Here is a 17622-nt window from a genome sequence, read left to right on the forward strand (position 1 = left end):
GCAGGATGAGCTGTATCTATGGAATGCGTTGTGCTGGCGGCCGGTGAGGGAAAACGCATGCGTCCCCTCACCGCCCGGCGCCCGAAAGTGATGCTCCCGGTTGCAAACCGCCCGATGATGGAGCATCTCGTGCTGGCGGCCCGGGATGCCGGCATAACGGAATTTGTCTTTGTGGTCGGGTACGGGGAGCGTGAAGTCCGGGGTCACTTCGGGAACGGGTCGCGCTTCGGGATCCATATCTCGTATGCCCCGCAGCGCCAGCAGATAGGCACTGCCGATGCGCTCCGTTCCGCACAGGATCTCGTTACCGGGCCGTTCCTTGCCATGAACGGGGACATGATCCTCACGGGTGCCGATATTGCCCGTATGATCCGGACCCCGGCACCCTGCATGAGCACGAGTACGACTGATCATCCGGGGGATTTCGGCGTTGTCCTCGTGGAGAACGGTCTGGTCATGGCCCTTGAGGAGAAGTCAAAACAGCTCAAATCCAACATCATAAACGCCGGTGCGTACCTGTTTACCCAGGAGATTTTTGACCTGCTGGCACGGGTCGGACTCTCGTCACGCGGTGAACTCGAACTGACTGATGCCCTCAATATCCTTATTGGCGAACACCGGCTTCGGGCCGTTCCTCTCTCGACATGGATGGACCTTGGCTATCCCTGGGATTTACTCGATGCTAACGCGGCCCTCATGACATCGCTTGTATCGGAAAATCACGGAACCGTGGAGGAGGGGGTGCACCTTTCCGGTCCGGTAGTTATCGGCAAGGATACGGTGGTAAAATCGGGAACCTGCATCGAGGGTCCCTGCATCATCGGGAACAACTGCCGGATCGGTCCCCACGCGTACATCCGGGGAGCAACCAGCATCGGCGACGATTGCCATATAGGACACTGCACGGAACTCAAAAATTCCATCGTGATGGCAGGGACAAAGATCCCCCACTTCAACTATGTAGGGGATTCGGTCATCGGGAGCGGGTGCAACTTCGGTGCCGGGACAAAGATTGCAAACCTCCGGCACGACCATGCCCCGGTCAGGGTCAGCGGAAAGGATACCCGGCACACCAAATTTGGTGCTGTTATCGGGGACGACGTGAAGTTTGGGATCAACTGTTCGGTCAACGTCGGTTCGGTGATCGGCAGTAATGCGGCTTTCGCGCCCGGTTCGTACATTAAAGGGAATTTTGGAGAGAACTCAACTATCCAGTAGGGAGAGAAATCATGCAGGCAGTCATTCTGGCAGCAGGAGAGGGAAAACGGGTCCGCCCGCTCACGTGGAGCCGGCCAAAAGCAATGATCCCGGTGGCAAACCGCCCCATCATCGCGTATACGATCGATGCGCTCGTAAAAAACGGCATCCGCAACATTATCGTTGTTGTCGGGTACCGTAAGGAGCAGGTGACACGGTTCTTAAACCAGCTCGACCTGCCCATTGAGGTCGTCGTCCAGGAAAAGCAACTCGGGACAGCCCATGCACTCCAGCAGGCAGAATCCCGTATCTCCGGGGATTTCCTGCTCCTGCCCGGAGACAATTATATCGACGCACAATCGGTGGCAAAGATCAAGGATGTCAAAAATGCCATTCTCATAAAAGAACACCCCAGCCCCTCCAATTTCGGCGTAGTGACCATTCGGGATGGACTGGTGGACAGTATCGTGGAAAAACCAGACCATGCGCCCAGTTTCCTCGTAAGTACCGGGATATACTCGTTAAACAAAGACTTTTTCCGGTACGTCCGGGGGGATAAGATCACAGATGCCATTTCGTGCATGATAAAAGCCGGTATCAGCATCAACGCCGTCACCGCTGACGACTGGCAGAACGCGATCTACCCGTGGGATCTGCTCATGATGAACCAGCGTCTTCTCAAACATCTCCCTGCGGCTCGGGAAGGTACCTCCAGCCGCCATGCCACGATCCACGGGCCGGTCCACATCGGGACAGGCACGACCATTGGTCCGAATACGGTGATCTCAGGCCCGGTCATCATCGGGAGCGACTGCATGATCGGGCCGAACTGCTGTATCCAGCCCAACACAAGTATCGGGTCCCGGGTAAGTATAGAACCGCTGAGCCTGATCGGGAACGCGATCGTTATGGATGACTCAACAATATCCTCGCACTCCCGCATTGTGGACTCCGTTATTGGAGAACGCTGCACGCTTGCCGATCATACCTCAACAGGTACGGCAGGTGGTATTCTGGAGATTGAGGGGGTTCCGACCCGCGCTGAGTTCGGCGCTATTCTGGGAGACAATGTAAAAAGCGGTTCGTTTGCCCGGTTCCGGAACTGCATCATCGGGAACAATGTCACCCTGGAAGGAAACCGGGATGTGTGCTCCCGGATCATCCCGGACAGTTCCCTGGTGATATGACGTGTGCGGGATTATCGGTTACATTGGCAGGCGGCAGGCGGAACCCCTGATCCTCGAAGGGTTAAAAAAACTCGAATACCGGGGGTATGACTCGTTCGGGATTGCGACACTGGGAAGCCACATCGAGATCGAAAAGCACAAAGGCCGGATCTCCGAATACGCCGGTGGGATCCAGCTGCACGGCACCACCGGCATCGGTCACACCCGGTGGGCAACGCATGGTATTCCAAATGACGTAAATGCACATCCGCACACGGACTGCAACAACCAGATCGCTATAGTCCACAACGGGATCATTGAAAATTATGCAGAACTAAAAAAAGAGCTGGCTGCAAAGGGACACATCTTCCGGTCAGAGACCGATACGGAAGTCGTGGTTCATCTTATCGAGGAACAGTACGCAAAAACACCGGATCTGCTGTCTGCAGTCCGGGGCGCACTCCCATATCTTGTAGGTTCGTACGCCCTCCTGGTTATTGCATCCGGGGCAGACTGCCTGATCGCGGCACGGAACGGCAGTCCGCTGGTGCTGGGGATTGGCGATAAAGAATATTTCGCCGCATCGGATATGACACCCGTATTGGAGTACACGGAGCGTGCCATCTTCCTCGAAGACGGGGATATTGCCTGCATGACCAGGAACAGTGTGGACATTTATCAGGGTGCCAGACCGGTGAGCCGCCCGGTGGAACTGATCGACTGGTCACCCGAAGAAGTCAAGAAAGGCGGGTTTGCCCACTACATGCTCAAGGAGATCTATGAACAACCTCAGGCATTCTTCAACACCCTGCGGGCAATCGACAAAAGTTCCCTCCCGGAATTTGTCTGTCAGTCTCCTTTTGTAACCATTGTTGCCTGTGGTTCATCGTACCATGCTGGCCTTATCTTCAAGTACCTGCTCGAACAGTCCTGCGGGGTACCTGCACGCGTGGATTTTGCCTCGGAATTCAGGTATTTCCTACCGCCCGCGGACGGTCTCGTGATCGGGATTACCCAGTCGGGAGAGACCGCGGATACGCTGACTGCACTCAGGAAGGCACGGATACATAACTGCCGGACCCTTGCCATAACTAATGTGCTCGGCAGTTCTGCAAGCAGGGTTGCTGACGCTACGCTCTTTATGCGTGCAGGCCCTGAGATCAGCGTCGCCGCCACCAAATCGTTTGTCGCCCAGCTGGCAGTTCTCATGCAGATCATTGATGCACGCTCGGAGGGCATGTACGAGGATATTCTCCTGCATGCGCACCAGGCAATCGAAGAGATCCTCCTGATGGATCTCTCGGCTGCTGTTGAGAACTGCAAAGGTGCACAGAGTATCTTTTACATAGGGCGGGGGCCATTTTATCCCGTCGCGCTGGAAGGTGCCCTCAAGATGAAGGAGATCTCCTACATCCATGCAGAAGGGTATGCGGCAGGGGAGTTAAAACACGGACCCTTTGCTCTCCTTTCACCGGAAACACCGGTCATTGCCATCTGCATGCCCGGAGAGACGTACGGGGTGATGGTCTCCAATATCAAGGAGATAAAGGCCCGGGGGGCGCCGGTCATCGCGCTTGGGAGCGAAGGAGATCAGGAACTGCCAGATATCGTCGACCGGTTCATCCCCCTGCCAAAGACACACCCCTTCGTCGAGGTGCTCACGAGCCTCGTGGTACTCCAGATTCTTGCATACCGGACCGCAGTGGCGCTGGAGAGGGACATTGACAAACCAAGAAATCTTGCAAAGAGCGTGACGGTAGAATGATCGAATACGGGATCAACAAAACGGGAGAAGGCCTGCAGGTATTTGAACCGGGACGCTGCACTTTAGATCTTCCGGTCACGTACTCTTCTCTAAAAAATTGGATTTCCATACCACAAAATATTAGATTTTTAGAAAAAAATTCGCTCAGGTCGGGCTGTTCGAGGCAAGAATAATGAAGGATACCTGCAGATCGAAACAGGGCTTAACCCAGGCTAACGTATAAATTCATACCGAAAAAAACTCTATGAGAATGTTCTTAATAGTCGGATTCATACTTCTTATCGTCGCACTTATCCCCTATATCATTTATTTATCCGGTATCTCGTTTGGTAAAAAACCCACCGACGCTGGTTTTCCCAAAGAATACCCCCATATCAGTATGATAATGTCAGCTTACAACGAAGAACGGGTAATCGGGGATCGGGTTGTGAATCTGATGCAGTGCCACTACCCTCGGGATTCCTATGAAATTCTATTTATTGATGACTGTTCGAGCGATAACACTCTTTCCCGCGCAAAAACCTGTTTGGAAGAATCAGGACTAGAGTTCAGGATCATTGCAAATACCCAGCGATTAGGAACCAACCGCTCATATAACCATGCGATAAAACTTGCGCAATACCCGATTATTATTACAACAGATGCTGATGTTTTTTTTGAGCCGGATGCGCTCAATTATCTCATAGGAAGACTTGTAAGTGATCCAAACATTGCCGCAGTTACCGGTGAACTCCGCCCATTCTTAAACGAGGATAATACCACAAAACTTGAATGTGCTTACCGATCTTATTATGGCCGCATGTGTGACTGGGAAAGTGCTGTAGATTCAACCTATAATTTCAATGGTGCTCTCGTGGCATTTCGCACGAATCTGATCCGGAGAATTGATGATAAACGGGGATCTGATGATGCCAACACAGCATTCGAAGCAATCCGGAAAGGGTATCGGGCGGTTTATGAAAGGCGGGCGGTGGTTTTTGAGGATATACCTCATAGTTTCGGGATACAGTACCGTCAGAAAATCCGACGGGCCAAACGATTGATCGAAGCCACTCAGGCAAACCTGGACCTCCTGGGCATGAACCGGCCATTCACTCGGTTTTTCTATCCGTTGCGCCTTTTCATGTATCTTTTCACCCCGATTCTCTTTTTTATATCCCTTTTCCTGATAACTATGGGGCTCTATTATGCAAGTCCGGTTATCCTGCTCGGATTGATTAGTCTTACTTTGATAATAGGAGGGGTCTGGAGGCAAAATCTTTTTAATGCGTTTATAGTGAACCAGTTTTATCTTGTAGTTGGCCTGTTGAATATGGGGAAAGATACACGGATATGGGATAGTACTTCAAAAAAAGGGAATTAATCTGCGGTTCTCTTTCTTGAAATAGTATCTCGATCCTTCATCTATGGACGAAATGGGATCGACCCTCATTTATCCGGGGTCGGTCTTGTCCGCAAGGGAATCGACCCATTGCGACAAAAACGGACGTGCAATTGTGGTGGAACATTCACAATTTCCGTCTGATAGGATGAAGGATGATTATGTACTGCCCGGTACCCGATGTCTCCCGCATCGGGGGCCCGAACCTCTTTGTCTACAGGACACGGGACGAGTTTATCGCACAGGTCAAAACCCTGATGGATAACCCTGCAACATTCCATATCACCCTTGAAAATTACGTTGGAAAGAGAATCCCGTCAGTTCGCGAATACTCTCGGGAATCTGCGGTAGTTTTTTTGCACATCCAAATTTATTAATGCTCCCGAAAACGACCTAATAATCAAGGAAAGATTGGTTATATGGTACATCTGGATTTTATGAATCGCCGGAACCTATTCATTGCCGGCATAGTTGCATTCTTTGTCATTGTTTCCCTGTGGATTCGACTGCTTCCCATGCTTCTTTCGGGGGGTCATACCGACATCCTCCTGATGGTGGGCAGCGACGACCCGCTCTACAACCTGCGCCAGGTCGAGCAGCTTCTTGCCAATCATTTCACGTACACCTGGTTTGACCCGATGACCCTGTATCCTGTTGGAAGTACGGTCTACTGGGGCCCGCTCTTTATCTATATCTCCGGGTTTGCCTGCCTGATCGCAGGTGCAGTAACCCGCCCCGAGATCATCGGTATCTGTCTTCTTGTACCGCCGATCATGGCAGCCGTAACAGTCGTTCTGATGTATTATGTCGGCAAAATCTGCGGGGACTGGAAGACCGGCCTTCTGGCATCCGGTTTTACCGCGGTGGTATCAGGTCAGTTTTTTTACCGGTCGCTGTACGGCTATTTCGATCATCATATCGGAGAAGTACTTTTTTCAACACTCTTCTGCCTGATCTATATATATATCCTGTTTTCAGAAAGAGAGGCTAAAATCGATCTGAAAAACTTCTCAACCTGGAAAAAGACCGCACTTTTGTCGGGTCTTGCCGGCATTGCATACCTCCTCGGCCTGTTTCTGATGCCGACGATAATCGTGTTTGCCCTTATTGTTGTAATTTTTACCGTCATCCAGTTTATCATCAGCGTGTACCGCAACGCTTCGGGAGAATACCTGCTTGTGGCAAATACTATTATTTTTGCCATCGCGATCATCGGGCTCCTCATCTTCGGGTTCAAAAGCCCGACCATTGATCTCTCCACGTATTCCATCGGCCATGTTTACGCTTACATCGCTCTAATAGCAGGAACCGCAGTTCTGTACCTGCTCGCCCGGTACCTCAAGGGAAAAGAAAAATATTACTACCCGTTGTCGCTGGTCGGACTCGCGGTAATTTTTGCCGGGGTTCTGTTTGTGGTAAGCCCACAGTTCTTCAACCAGCTTATCAGCGCAGCCTTCCAGTTTTTCGGGCAGGCGCCGGTGACCGATACTGTTCAGGAAGCCCGCGGCTGGTCCATGGCAAGCGCATGGTCAGCCTTCAACTATGGGCTCATTCTCATGCTCGGGGGGATACTGGTTATCCTGTATAACGCTTTCCGTGAAGACCGCCCCCACGAAATCTTTGCGCTGGTCTGGTCAGCAGTCATACTTTACTCAACCTGGCAGCACGTCCGGTACGAGTATTATCTGGCAATCAATATCGCGCTGCTCTCAGCGATATGTATAAGTTTTGTCATCGGGCTGGGATGGCGCGACATTTCCCGTCTTGCTCGTAATATCAAACCTGAGTCAAAAGCAGAGGGCTCAAAGGAGGGTGCGGACGACAGGGCATCAAAAGGCAGGAAACAGAGAAAAGCGCAGAAGAAAAGTACTGCTTCAGCCACCACCAGTTATCTCGTTCTCGCACTGCTTGTTATTACTGCCGGTCTTGGCATCCTGTTTGTGTATACGTCCGTATCATACAGTTATGTCAATGCATCCGGCAATGCCATCTCCATGAACCCGGACTGGAGGGATTCCCTGGTGTGGATGGAAAACAATACACCAGCGACAGGGGTCAACTATTACACGATCTATGATAAAAATAGTTTTACCTACCCCAATTCATCCTATGGGGTCATGTCCTGGTGGGACTATGGCCATATGATCACCTACATCGCACAACGAATCCCGAACGCCAACCCGTTCCAGGCAGGAGTTTCTGGTCCCGATGGCTCTGCGGCCTACTTCATGGCAACAAATGAGTCGACTGCCAACACGATTCTCGATCATGACGGCACAAGGTATGTGATCACCGATATCGAGATGGACACCGGAAAATTCTGGGCAATGGCAACCTGGTTCAATACCACGGCAGCGGCTGCACCGTACCAGATGACCATTCTCGTCCCCGGCCAGACGGATTCCAGCAGTTATCAATCCGCGCTCTTGAACGAAAATGCGTACTATGACACGATGATCTCACGGCTCCATAACTTCGACGGGTCCATGGCAACAGCTACTGCGGCATACTATGTTGAGTATTCAGACCAGAGTGTCACGCATGTCTCATATCCGGTTCTCACCAATGCCGTGGCGATGAACGTATCTGCCGCCGCAGCCCGGGCAGCACAGTACAACCAGAATGCCCCGGCCGGCTACCATGCGGACGTACTCAGTTCCTCCATCGTGCTGCCAATTACGGATGTTCCTGCCCTGCAGCATTACCGTCTTGTCCACGAATCCTCGACCAGCGTACTCACCTCGAACAAGACCGATGTGAAGTACGTGAAGATCTTTGAATACGTCAAAGGTGCCCATATAAAGGGATCCGGTATCATCGAAGTCCCGCTGGTCACAAACACCGGCAGGAACTTCATCTACCGCCAGCAGAGCACCAACGGGGAATTTGTCGTACCCTATTCCACGACCGGCAATCCCTACGATGTGAAGGCCACCGGGAAATACCAGATTGAGGGAGCCGGGACGACGTTTGACGTGCCCGAATCTGCCGTCATGCAGGGCCTGACCATCAATTAATCCTTTTTTTTAGTGCGGTTCCGTGGGCTCTGTTGAAATCCTCAAAATATTTCTCTTAACGCTCCTTGGGGCTGCGGCATTTTTATGGCCCCGCACGCTAGAGGCATCCCCCATAGAGCGATAACCCCGGGGAAGGTAATACAACATCATCGCAAAAGCAGGGGTGGTTCGGGAGGACAGGCACAACTGCCCACATCGTGCCATCACGGACATAATCTTTCTATACTAGGAATGAACTCATTTTCATGTATGCTCGCTGAAGAGATCGCACTTGGCATGCGGGTGAGGTATCCCCGTACCGGAACCACCGGTGCCGTGGTCCGGCTTGAGCAGGTGGCGGGAAACCAGTTTGCCGAACTGGACAGCACGCACCTTCTCTATCGTACCGACCAGTTGATCCAGGCAGAACACGCAAAACGTTCAGCCACCACCATTGAGGAGGATGCAAAAGAGGTGATCCGGCGTGAACGGGAATTCGCTGCAGGAAGTGAACTCCAGGATGCCTTGAAAAATATCGACCAGAGCTGCGAAGGTGGGGGATAACCAATCCCGGGATTTCATTATCCCCACCCGGGAACTTTTTTCTTTTGCATAATCAGATTCAAGTAAAAAACCGTGGAACCGGTAAAAACCGGCCGTTACAGGTTATGTATAAGTATTCCTATTAGATATACGATAAGGAGGTTCGATTTCATTTGCATGATGTGACAATACCCAGTGTTAATATCGGGGTGGTGGGCCATGTGGACCATGGGAAAACCACGCTCGTTAATGCGCTCACCGGTACCTGGACGGACCGGCACAGTGAAGAGGTGCGGCGTGGTATTTCCATCCGGCTGGGCTACGCGGATGCAACTTTCTATAAGTGCGGACATTGCGAAGGCCCGGACGCATACTCGACAAAGCCGGTCTGCCCGGTCTGCGGCGGGACCGGAACACCGTTCCGGTCCGTCTCTTTTGTGGATGCACCCGGGCACGAGACCCTGATGGCGACGATGCTCTCCGGCTCGGCACTGATGGACGGGGCGATGCTTGTCATCTCCACCACAGAGAAATGCCCACAACCGCAAACAAAGGAGCACCTCATGGCACTGGGGCTTGTCGGCATCAGGAAGATCGTGATCGTCCAGAACAAGATTGATGTTGTCTCCCAGAAAGAGGCAATGGACAATTACCAGCAGATCAAAGCCTTCGTAAAAGGAACCATAGCAGAGAATGCACCCATCATTCCGGTCTCAGCCCAGAAAGGCATCAATATGGGAGCGCTGGTGCAGGCACTGGACCAGACTATCCCCGAGCCGGTCCGCGATCCTGCCGCCGAACCGGTGATGCTTGTTGCCCGTTCTTTTGACATTAACAAACCCGGCTGCAACTGGAAAGAGGTAAAAGGCGGCGTGGTCGGAGGGTCTCTTATCCGGGGCATCCTCCGCGAAGGCGACGCTATTGAGATCCGGCCCGGCAGGCAGACGCAGGTCGAGAACCGGATCAAGTGGATACCGATCACCACAGAGATTACCTCTATCAACGCCGGCACAGATACCGTAAAAGAGGCGACACCGGGCGGGCTTCTCGGTGTCGGTACGAAACTTGACCCGGCGCTCACCAAAAGCGACGCGTTGGCCGGTCAGGTCGTCGGCCATGTCGGTAAACTACCCCCGGTATGGGATAAGATCAAGTGTCAGGTCACCCTGATGGAGCGGGTCGTAGGAGCAACAAGCGAACTTATCATCGAACCCTTAAAATACAACGAACCGCTCATGCTTTCTGTCGGCACCGCGGTCACGGTGGGTGTGGTCACAAGCACCAAGAAAGAAGCAGTCGAAGTGCAGCTGAAACGTCCGGTCTGCGCAGAGCAGGGTGCCCGGATCGCTATCAGCCGGCAGGTGGGAGCACGCTGGCGGTTAATCGGGATGGGTGTTCTCAGCGAGTAAGAGTCCTGCTGGACGCTAACGCGCTCATGATGCCGGCACAGTTTAAGATCGATCTCTTCAGTGAGATCTCTGAACTGCTCGGCAGTTTTGAACCGGTAGTGCTTCCCGGCGTGGTGCAGGAACTGGCCGGGCTGTCCCGGGCAAAAGGTAATGATGGCGCCGCGGCCCGGCTTGGCCTTGCGCTAGCGGGGCAGTGCACGGTTGCGGAAAGCACTGGTTCATCCATTCCGGTGGATGATCAGGTTATCGCCTGGGCCACAGAAAACGATGGCCTGGTGGTGACCAACGATCGCCGGGTCAGGGATGCGTTGCTCGAACAGGGTATCGGGGTTATATCCATGAGAAAACAGAAAAAACTTGAGATATTGCGTAGGTAGGCGGGTTATGTATTACAAGATGATGCTGGAAGACAAAGTCAGGGTGCCCCCCACCCGGCTTGGCGAAAAACTGGAAAAAGTCCTTCTGGATGTCCTTCAGGAGCAGCTCGAAGGGAGTATAGATAAGGAACTCGGGATCTTTATTGCTGTCACAAAAGTTGAAGACGTCGGTGAGGGCGAGATCGTACCCGGTGACGGCGGCGTGTATTACGATGTGAAATTTGAGGGGCTCGTACTCCGGCTCTCCCTGCAGGAAGTTATTGAGGGGCTCGTTGTGGAGACCACGAGTTTCGGGGCATTTATCAGCCTTGGGCCCATCGATGCCATGCTGCACGTGAGCCAGATCTCGGACGAGTACATCAACTTCGATGAGAAGAACGCCCGGCTCATCTGCCAGGAATCCAAACGCTTCATCGGAGTCGGCGATATTGTCAGGGTCCGCGTGGTAACGCTCTCCTTAAACGAACGCGAGCCGCGGGACAGCAAAATAGGGCTCACCATGCGGCAGGCCGGCCTTGGCACAGCGCTCTGGCTCGAAGAGGAGATCGAAAAGGAGAAAGAGAAAGCAGCCGCCGGTGTTACGAGCACCCCAAAGGAGAAGCCCGTGAAGGCCAAAGGCAAGAGGAAAGAACATGCCGCCGATGAATAAGAAAAAACAGGGCAAAGTCTGCCGGGAATGCCACCGGGTGGTTGAAGGCGAGAACTGCGTGATCTGCGGAACGGCAAATTTAAGCGATGACTGGTCGGGCTATCTTGTCATCATCGACCCGGAAAATTCCGACGTGGCAAAACGGATGAATATCAAGCTTCCCGGACGTTATGCGTTAAAGGTCCGCTAAAATGCTCGTGCTTCCCAAAGAGTCGCGCAAACTCTTCAAGGGCCCCTTCGGAATACTCCACCGGGATATCAGCACGGTGCTCCCGGAACTTGCCGGGCGTACGGTCTATACGGTGGGGGATGTTGTTACCCACACCCTGCAGAAAAACGGGATCACCCCCTCAATCGCCGTTGTTGACGGCCAGACAATGCGTTCACCGTGCAGCCGTATGCCGGAATTCTCCGGTGAATGTATCCGTGTAGAAAACCCGGCCGGCACCATCACCGATGATCTGGTCAAAGCGCTTACCTACGCGATTAACCATACTCCTGTTACCATCATGGTCAATGGAGAGGAAGACCTTGCCGTGATCCCACTGGTGATCGCCGCACCGGAAGCAGCAGTCGTGCTCTATGGCCAGCCGCACAAAGGGATCGTGCTCCGCACAATCGATGCCGGAGCAAAAGCCGCTGCACAAGAACTTCTCGGGCTGTTTGTCCAAGTCGGCGCATAATCTTAAAAAAACAGGATATTTTCCCCTTTTTTGATTTTTGAGACGGATTCTGTTCTTTTCTAAAAGCAGGGTTCTGGTTTTAAATAACACGGTTTCCAATAATTACAGGATATCGATGGACTTTAAAATCGAGAGCGATAAAAGGAATGAACTTTTATCACGGAGAGAGATTCAGTTTACTCTCACATACGATGGTGCTACACCTTCCCGCATGCAGATCATCGGCAAACTGTGCGCATTGCTCAATACAAAAGAGCCACAGGTTGTTCTTGACAGTCTGAAAAGCAATTTTGGCAAGACGGTAGTCACCGGAAAGGCACGCGTGTACGATACTGAAGATGCAAAGAAGAAGACCGAGCGCCCGTACCTGTCAGCACGCGGCATGCCCAAACCCAAAGAGGAAGGAGCGGCATAAGCATGGCAGCGGCAAAGAAAGCAGCAGCAAAAGGGCCGTCACGCAGTGCGTTCTTCAAGGTTGAGGGTGAAAAGGTCACCACCACCAAGAAGTACTGCCCCCGCTGTGGCCCCGGCGTCATGATGGCCGACCACAAGGATCGTGTTGCCTGCGGAAAGTGCGGATACACCGAATTCAAGAAATAAACGCTGATGCCTGCATTTGGGCAGATACTTGGCATTGAGGGGACAGCCTGGAACCTCAGTGCTGCTCTTTTTGACCGTAATCTTCTTGCGTTGTGCTCCCGCCCGTATTCCCCCGCCCACGGTGGCATTCACCCGCGCGAGGCGGCACAGCACCACGCGTCGGTGATGAAAGAAGTCATCTCCTCGGTTCTCGAAGATCCGGAGAAAGTTACCGGGATTGCCTTCTCGCAGGGGCCGGGGCTTGGACCCTGCCTGCGGACCGTGGCGACGGCAGCGCGATCGCTTGCGCTGGCCCTTGACGTCCCTCTTGTCGGAGTAAACCACTGCGTTGCCCACGTGGAGATCGGGTGCTGGGCAACCGGTTGCCGGGACCCGGTCGTGCTGTACGCAAGCGGGGCAAATACACAGGTGATCGGGTATCTCAACGGGCGATACCGCATCTTTGGCGAGACGCTGGACATCGGCATAGGAAACGCGCTTGACAAGCTTGCCCGTGCAAAGGATTTCCCGCACCCCGGGGGACCCCTGATCGAGGCGCAGGCAAAAACCGGGAATTATTTTGAACTTCCCTACACGGTCAAGGGAATGGACCTTGCATTCTCGGGACTGGTCTCTGCGGCAAAGGATGCAAAAGAACCGCTGCCCGATGTCTGTTGCAGCCTGCAGGAGACGGCGTTTGCGATGTGCGTGGAGGTGACAGAACGGGCGCTCTCTCTCACCGGCAAAGATGAGGTGCTCCTTGTCGGCGGCGTGGGGGCAAACGCCCGGCTGCAGGAGATGCTCCGGATCATGTGCGATGAACGCGGGGCACGGTTCTTTGTCCCCGAGCGAAAGTATCTCGGGGACAACGGTGCGATGATTGCCTATACGGGAAAACTGATGCTCGAGAGCGGCCAGTCGCTTGCCATCGAAAGTTCGCAGGTCAACCCGTCTTTCCGTTCAGATGAGGTTGCGGTCACCTGGAAACACGAAGTCACGCACGCGCCGGACCGAGGGCAGTATGACAGTACCGGCCAGAAACGGGGGGCGGAGGCTGTTGTCAGTTTCAGGGACGGGAACGCGATCAAGCAGCGGGTATCCAAACGGTACAGGGCACCGGCGCTTGACAAAAAGCTCATCACGGAACGGACCCGGGCAGAGGCCCGGCTCATCCACACGGCACGCAAAGGAGGCGTCCCCACACCCGTCATGAGCGATATCACCCATGACTCCATCGTGATGGAAGAGGTAAAGGGTACGCTTCTCACCGGGTCACTCACGGCAGCGCACTGCGGAGAGGCAGGACGGATGGTCGGCCGGCTGCACACGGCCGGCATCATGCACGGGGATCTCACAACGAGTAATATGATCCTGCGCGAAAGTGATGGCAAATGCGTGCTGATCGATTTCGGCCTGGCGCAGGTCACCTCGGAGATCGAGCAGAGGGGCGTTGACATTCACGTCATGTTCCAGACGCTCAAAAGTACCAATCCGGAAGAGGCCGGCGTGTTCAGCGCGGCATTTGCCCGGGGGTACGCAGAGACGTTTGCCGGTGCAGAAGAGGTGCTCGCCCGGGAGCAGGAGATTGAACTCCGGGGGAGGTACCTGTGAGCCGGAACCTGACCATCGTCACCAGCAATACTAACAAGGCCAAGGAGGTTGCTGCTTTTTTTGGCGGAACTCTCGAGGTCAGGCATGTGGCGCTCGATATCCCGGAACTCCGCTCGGATGACGTAACGGAGATCGCGCGGGAGAAAGCGCGGTACGCGTACCATCACCTGCATGTGCCGCTTATCGTTGACGATACAGCCTTCTCCATCGATGCGCTCAACGGTTTTCCGGGGCCGTACGCGGCGTACGTACTCAAATCGATCGGAAACACCGGCATTCTCAGACTGATGGACGGCGTCAAGGATCGCAACGCCCGGTTCACCACCGCGATCGCGTTTGCCGATGAAACCGGCATTGAGATCTTCACCGGCACAATTGAAGGCAGGATCATAACGGCACCCCGGGGCACCGGTGGATTCGGGTATGATCCGATCTTCGAGGTCCAAGGGCAGACTCTTGCCGAGATCCCGCTTGAGGAGAAGAGCGCCATCTCCCACCGTGCACGCGCACTCACGGCGTTCCGTGACTGGTTTGTTAAAAAGGCAGGCCTGAAACGATCACCGGCTGACGCGAAACGGTTAAAAGATCAAAGAACATTGTTATAAGGGCATACAGGAGTGTATATCCATGGCAAAGTTCCCTGAAGCCGAAGCCCGTTTACTCAACGTGAAGATATGTATGCATTGCAATGCACGCAATGCCATCCACGCAACCGCATGCCGCAAGTGCGGGTACAAGAACCTGCGGCCGAAAAACAAGGAACGAAAAGCGTAATTGAATTTTTCAATACTGTTTTTCTTTTTTTGGTTTTTTGTAATTGAGAGATCAGGATGAATAGTACGTGACACGTTTGCCTTTCTGTGCGTATTCACCGGCAAACGTCTCGAGATTGCGCTTGTACCCGATCCGGTCAACAAACCCTAAGGCGCGGAGGTTCTCGCGCACCCGCATCACATCCGGCTCGTCTGCCCAGTCCTTTGTATAGACATAAATGACCCTGCGGCTGTCCCGGGAGTCAGGATTAGGCTTTGCCGTACTGACCTTGGCCGAGATCCCCAGATCGAGCGCCACCGTTGCGTCCCGCACCTTCTTCCATGCGGCATCAGCCGCTTCGGGGTCCTGGAAGAGCAGCCACTTGCCGGCATGCTCGTCCTCGATTGCCTCGGGTGCGCTGCCCGGTGCATCCTGCACGATCCAGTACATCTGCGTCGTCTTTGAGGGAAGAACCCCTTCCCCCCCGCAGAGCATCCGGTAGATCGTATCAACCGAGCTGAACCGTGCAAGGAGCGATTCGGCAAGCTGGGGGTATTCCTCGGTGAGCTTCCCGAAGGTCTCAGTCAGGTCTGCGGTGAAGTCAATGCCTCCTTCAACGAGCGCGGAAAGATATTTGCCCTGCGTCTGGAGTCTTCTGGTAAGAAGGTGATCGAAGATGCCGTATGCCACATCAGCCAGAGCCTCGGAATCGACTTCGTCCATAGTGTACCAGTCCGGTGTTCTGCCGAAAAATAGTTTCTGATTTGGTGAAGAGACTCTTGCGGGCACTTCCTGCCACGCATTGAGAAACGCCCCGGGTCATTCGGAACGCGAAACAGGCTCGGTTTATGCGCAGACCCCTGCCATTTTCGAATGATTTAAGTGAGACAGCAACAAAAAGGTACTAATTATGGAATGGAAAAGAGACTGGGGTCTGACCAGCCGAGTGTTGCTGACAGGATTTTTGCTGTTTATCCTCTACCTTGTGTTCATGACTGTACTGGTGGTCTTTTTCCCGGGGGCCAGTATCGTGCTGATCATCGGTTTGGCAGTGGTAATGGCTTTTATCCAGTACTTCTTCTCGGACAAGCTGGTGCTCTGGAGCACGCATGCACGAATTATTTCCGAAGACGAAGAACCGGCTCTTCACCGCACTGTCGAAAAACTATGCCATGAGGCCGATCTGCCGATGCCGAAGATCGCGATCATGCAGAGCCCGGTACCCAATGCATTCGCTACGGGAAGAAGCCCCAAGCATGCGGTGGTTTGCTGCACCGATTCAATCATGCGCCTTCTGACTAAAGACGAACTCGAAGCCGTGCTTGCACACGAACTCTCTCATGTAAAGAACCGGGATATCCTCACGATGACCATGGCAAGCTTCGTTGCAATGATCGCCTCGATGATCATGCAGAGCGTCTTCTTCTCGGCACTTTTCGGCGGCAACAACCGGGAAAACGGGGCTGCATGGATCGTTGTCTGGATTGTCTCGATCATTGTCTATGCGCTAAGCACGCTGCTGATGCTCGCGCTCTCCCGGTACCGCGAATTTGCCGCCGACCGGGGCAGTGCGCTCATCACAAGAAACCCGCAGGCGCTTATTTCTGCCTTAAGCAAGATCAGCGGCAGGATGGAGGTCGTCCCGCCTCAGGCAAAAGCCAAGGTTGAAGCCGGAAATGCGTTCTTTATTATTCCGGCACTCTCGGGAAACACTATCATGGAACTCTTCTCCACCCACCCGCCCCTGGAGAAACGGATCGCAGCGCTTGAAAAAATTGAGAACGAACTTCGCGGATACTAATCCCCGGTTTCCTTTTTTTTTACGAAGACTGTCCCGGTTCTCTCAAATACGGGATCAGCGCGGGATAAGTAAGCATTAATACACCTCCCCGCCAAAATTGTAGAGCGCAGTGCATCGATGGTCTAGTGGTATGACTTAGGCCTTCCAAGCCTATAGCCCGGGTTCAATTCCCGGTCGATGCATGAGGGCTCGTGGTCTAGCTGGCTATGACGTCGCCTTCACACGGCGAAGATCTCGTGTTCGAATCACGACGGGCCCATCAGAATTCTCTTTTTTTTGCATACCCGTTCTCTGCTCTTTTTTGTTTTTTTGGCTTCTGTTGAAACCGACATGAATCGATAAACTTCACATCAGAACCATGAAAATTAATAAAAAATGTGCGAGAGTTCCCCGCATCAGGGCCTCTCCGAGGCAGGGCGGGGCAAGTGAGATTTTATTGATATTATGGTATTAATCCGCCGCGGGGGCGTCCCTTCGGGGGCGGCGACGTTCATCGCACCGTACAGGGTCGGTTTGGGGGGACTGGTACTGTCCCCTCCGTCACTATGTGCTTTCGCAATTTGTACAAAAAATCAGGGTTTTTTCAGAGCCTGTTTTTTATGATCTTATCCAGGGTCACGAGAGAAAAATGCGGATATGAGCCTCACCGGGTCAAGCGAAGGGCGCTATTTCCTGTTCCCACTCCTGCATATCATCAGATCAGACGCAGGTG

General features: G+C 53.4%; 18 protein-coding genes and 2 tRNA genes. 19 read left to right on the forward strand and 1 reads right to left on the reverse strand.

What is annotated here, in order from left to right; all coding sequences use genetic code 11:
• Positions 1–18 precede the first annotated feature (18 nt).
• The 16 genes from glmU (QZN75_RS02600) (at position 19) to QZN75_RS02675 (ending at position 15130) form a co-directional block, all read left to right on the forward strand.
• On the forward strand, positions 19–1218 hold the full coding sequence (glmU, locus tag QZN75_RS02600) for a bifunctional sugar-1-phosphate nucleotidylyltransferase/acetyltransferase (RefSeq protein WP_292424354.1): 1200 nt from the start codon (positions 19–21) through the stop codon (positions 1216–1218).
• Between the two features lie 11 nt (positions 1219–1229).
• A complete protein-coding gene (gene glmU, locus QZN75_RS02605) occupies positions 1230–2384 on the forward strand; it encodes a bifunctional sugar-1-phosphate nucleotidylyltransferase/acetyltransferase (RefSeq protein ID WP_292424357.1) in 1155 nt (384 codons plus the stop codon).
• A gap of 1 nt (position 2385) precedes the next feature.
• Entirely contained in the window at positions 2386–4128 is a 1743-nt protein-coding gene (gene glmS / locus QZN75_RS02610; RefSeq protein WP_292424360.1) for a glutamine--fructose-6-phosphate transaminase (isomerizing), read from the forward strand.
• Between the two features lie 250 nt (positions 4129–4378).
• A complete protein-coding gene (locus tag QZN75_RS02615; RefSeq protein WP_292424364.1) occupies positions 4379–5491 on the forward strand; it encodes a glycosyltransferase in 1113 nt (370 codons plus the stop codon).
• A gap of 437 nt (positions 5492–5928) precedes the next feature.
• A complete protein-coding gene (locus tag QZN75_RS02620; RefSeq protein WP_292424367.1) occupies positions 5929–8526 on the forward strand; it encodes an oligosaccharyl transferase, archaeosortase A system-associated in 2598 nt (865 codons plus the stop codon).
• A 249-nt stretch (positions 8527–8775) separates the two neighbouring features.
• Positions 8776–9069 (forward strand): DUF2098 domain-containing protein, encoded by a 294-nt coding sequence (locus QZN75_RS02625; protein WP_292424370.1) that lies wholly within the window; start codon positions 8776–8778, stop codon positions 9067–9069.
• Positions 9070–9221: 152 nt separating this feature from the next.
• Positions 9222–10457 (forward strand): translation initiation factor IF-2 subunit gamma, encoded by a 1236-nt coding sequence (locus QZN75_RS02630; RefSeq protein WP_292424374.1) that lies wholly within the window; start codon positions 9222–9224, stop codon positions 10455–10457.
• Between the two features lie 8 nt (positions 10458–10465).
• Positions 10466–10834 carry a PIN domain-containing protein gene (locus QZN75_RS02635; protein WP_292424524.1) on the forward strand — a complete coding sequence of 123 codons (369 nt, stop codon included), beginning with the start codon at positions 10466–10468 and terminating at the stop codon, positions 10832–10834.
• 7 nt (positions 10835–10841) lie between these two features.
• The gene (locus QZN75_RS02640) at positions 10842–11483 is read left to right on the forward strand and encodes a DNA-directed RNA polymerase (RefSeq protein ID WP_292424376.1); all 642 of its coding nucleotides are present in this window, start codon (positions 10842–10844) and stop codon (positions 11481–11483) included.
• Positions 11467–11673: a transcription elongation factor subunit Spt4 gene (spt4, locus tag QZN75_RS02645; RefSeq protein WP_292424378.1), complete on the forward strand. Its 207-nt coding sequence runs from the start codon at positions 11467–11469 to the stop codon at positions 11671–11673. The genes QZN75_RS02640 and spt4 overlap by 17 nt, the downstream gene beginning before the upstream one ends.
• Before the next feature lies 1 nt (position 11674).
• Entirely contained in the window at positions 11675–12166 is a 492-nt protein-coding gene (locus QZN75_RS02650) for a GTP-dependent dephospho-CoA kinase family protein (protein WP_292424381.1), read from the forward strand.
• Positions 12167–12281: 115 nt separating this feature from the next.
• On the forward strand, positions 12282–12581 hold the full coding sequence (locus QZN75_RS02655; RefSeq protein ID WP_292424384.1) for a 30S ribosomal protein S24e: 300 nt from the start codon (positions 12282–12284) through the stop codon (positions 12579–12581).
• A 2-nt stretch (positions 12582–12583) separates the two neighbouring features.
• Complete coding sequence (locus tag QZN75_RS02660) at positions 12584–12766, forward strand: 30S ribosomal protein S27ae (protein ID WP_292424386.1); 183 nt, start codon at positions 12584–12586, stop codon at positions 12764–12766.
• A 6-nt stretch (positions 12767–12772) separates the two neighbouring features.
• Positions 12773–14356 (forward strand): bifunctional N(6)-L-threonylcarbamoyladenine synthase/serine/threonine protein kinase, encoded by a 1584-nt coding sequence (locus QZN75_RS02665; protein ID WP_292424387.1) that lies wholly within the window; start codon positions 12773–12775, stop codon positions 14354–14356.
• Positions 14353–14961: an RdgB/HAM1 family non-canonical purine NTP pyrophosphatase gene (rdgB, locus tag QZN75_RS02670; RefSeq protein WP_292424389.1), complete on the forward strand. Its 609-nt coding sequence runs from the start codon at positions 14353–14355 to the stop codon at positions 14959–14961. Before QZN75_RS02665 ends, rdgB begins: the two co-directional genes overlap by 4 nt.
• Before the next feature lie 22 nt (positions 14962–14983).
• A complete protein-coding gene (locus tag QZN75_RS02675) occupies positions 14984–15130 on the forward strand; it encodes a 50S ribosomal protein L40e (RefSeq protein ID WP_292424392.1) in 147 nt (48 codons plus the stop codon).
• Positions 15131–15181: 51 nt separating this feature from the next.
• Here the strand turns inward: QZN75_RS02675 and QZN75_RS02680 are convergent, their stop codons facing one another.
• Entirely contained in the window at positions 15182–15832 is a 651-nt protein-coding gene (locus QZN75_RS02680) for a putative phosphothreonine lyase domain-containg protein (protein WP_292424394.1), read from the reverse strand.
• A gap of 187 nt (positions 15833–16019) precedes the next feature.
• Here QZN75_RS02680 and htpX point away from each other — a divergent pair, with 187 nt between their 5' ends.
• From htpX to QZN75_RS02695, 3 genes are all read left to right on the forward strand, one after another.
• Entirely contained in the window at positions 16020–16910 is an 891-nt protein-coding gene (gene htpX / locus QZN75_RS02685; RefSeq protein WP_292424396.1) for a zinc metalloprotease HtpX, read from the forward strand.
• Between the two features lie 111 nt (positions 16911–17021).
• A tRNA-Gly gene (locus tag QZN75_RS02690) sits at positions 17022–17092 on the forward strand.
• A gap of 3 nt (positions 17093–17095) precedes the next feature.
• Positions 17096–17169 (forward strand) — tRNA-Val (locus tag QZN75_RS02695).
• Positions 17170–17622 lie beyond the last annotated feature (453 nt).

This window comes from Methanoregula sp. (assembly GCF_003170075.1).
GTDB lineage: Archaea > Halobacteriota > Methanomicrobia > Methanomicrobiales > Methanospirillaceae > Methanoregula.